2 protein-coding genes are annotated in these 2,097 nt (G+C 35.5%); one reads left to right on the forward strand and one right to left on the reverse strand.

Annotation, left to right across the window (positions count from 1 at the left end; genetic code table 11):
• Positions 1–743 (reverse strand): PAS domain-containing protein (locus VU18_RS16215; protein WP_047758541.1); only part of this gene is annotated, 743 nt, incomplete at its 3' end.
• A gap of 170 nt (positions 744–913) precedes the next feature.
• Between VU18_RS16215 and VU18_RS16220 the strand changes: the two genes are divergently transcribed.
• Positions 914–2,097: FAD-binding oxidoreductase (locus VU18_RS16220; RefSeq protein ID WP_082218546.1), on the forward strand; the 1,184-nt coding region annotated here is incomplete at its 3' end.

Consider the following 2,097-nt stretch of genomic DNA (forward strand, 5'->3'; position numbering starts at 1 on the left):
TTTATAATGCTAAACGGATCCTTTGAAGGTCTTAACCTCGCAACCTCCTGCTCTAATCGATGAACCTCTGCGGAAATATTAAATAATTCCTGGTTTAAGCGTATTTGACTCGTAATATCTGTTTCAGATACCACTGCACCTATTATCTTTCCATCTAAGTAAACGGGATTAGAATTAATAAGCACAAACAAATCAGGTCTCGGTTGGTGACGATGACGATGAAGTTTTCTTCCATGCTTTAACGTTTTTAATATTTCTAGCATATTTGGTTCAAAGAAATCTGTAATAGGTTTACCAATGATATCTTTTCTCGAAACAGAAAAGATTTTTTCTGCTCCCTCTGTCCAAGCACATACTATTTCATTTTTATCAATCACCGTGCACGATGCGTCCATTGTTTCTAATACAGTTTCGAAAAAAGCACGCAAGTACTTATAGGAATTTAATAAACACTCGCTCATGATTCCAGAGTCAATAAATCCAATTGGTTTTCCCTCATTATCTTTTACTAATAAACATCGGTATTTCTTTACATACTTTACGGCTTCTTCGATGGGCGTATCACAATCCACCATTACGCTCTTCGATAGCTTTAACGGATCAAAATCAGTGATATAAAAGACATCCTTATCTATAAGGAAAACTGCATCAGCATTATAAGGTCTTGAAATTTCTTTTTCAGATTTAAAAACAATAAAGTTTTTGTTAACAATTTCCTTTAAACTAGGAAGTTTATAATTCATATTTATCCCTCCTATATAATGTCTAATATGTTTTACATATTCTAAAAATTTTTACATAATTAGATTATATGTGTAAAAAATATTTTGTCAATTATGAATAAATTGGAATCGTTTGTTATTGGCATAGTTCTTGCTTTTTATATTGTTAGAAGCCTCGGAAAGGAGGGAGCATGTTGAAAAAAAACTTTGAAGTAATCATTGTAGGAGGGGGGATCATTGGCAGTGCTATTGCTTATTACGTATCAAAATCAGGACTGAATGTAGCTGTATTAGAAAAAAACGAACTAGCGAGCGGAACATCGTCCAGATGTGATGGAAACATACTAGCGATTGATAAAGACCCCGGATTCGATAGTCAGATGTCTTTAGCTAGTCAGAAATTAGTAGATGAATTAAGCAAAGAATTAGAATATCACTTTGAATATAGAGCGCCAGGGAGCATTTTAGTGTGTGAAACCGAAGAAGAAATGATTGCTGCAGAAAAATGGGTTTCACGTCAAAAAGAAGCAGGACTTCCCTTTAAAATGCTAGATCGCAGCGATATTAGGCAAGAATCCCCTTTTTTTGCTGATGACTTATTAGGCGGATTAGAATGCGAAACTGATTCAACTGTTAATCCCTACCTCTTTTCATTTGCATTAGCAGAGGGAGCAAAGAAAAGAGGAGCTGAAATTTACACCCATACTGAGGTTAAGTCAATAAAAAAATTAACTACGGGGGATTTTGAAATCGAAACATCTAATGGATTATTTACGGCCAAAAAAGTCGTTAATGCTGCTGGAGTATGGGCTCCCATGATTGGAAAGATGCTCGGTATTCCTATTCCGATTAAACCTAGAAAAGGCCATATTATTGTTGCATCGAGACAACAACCTGTTGGTCTTAGAAAAGTTATGGAATTTGGTTACCTAATGTCTAAGTTTGGAGGTCAAAGAAAAGTAGATCCTCTAACTGAAAAGTATGGCGTAGCTTTAGTATTCGAACCAACGGAAAGTCAAAATTTTTTGATTGGGAGTAGTAGAGAATTCATAGGATTTAATACAACTGTGAATATTGATGTTATCAAGTGTATGGCACGTCGTGCAATTCGATTTTATCCTAAAATGGCAGATATGCTAGTAATTCGAACGTATGCTGGTCTACGCCCTTGGACAGAAGATCATCTACCTATTATCTCTCACGTTGACGAAGTTCCTGGATTTTATATTGCTGCTGGTCATGAAGGTGATGGGATTAGTTTAGCTGCTATTACAGGAAAATTAATAGACGAACTAATCAGAGAAGAATCACACACATCGGTTCCTATCGAACCATTAAGATACGATCGCTTTAAAGTTAAAGGAGCATTCCCGTT

The organism is Geobacillus sp. ZGt-1 (assembly GCF_001026865.1).
Lineage (GTDB): Bacteria > Bacillota > Bacilli > Bacillales > Anoxybacillaceae > Geobacillus > Geobacillus thermoleovorans.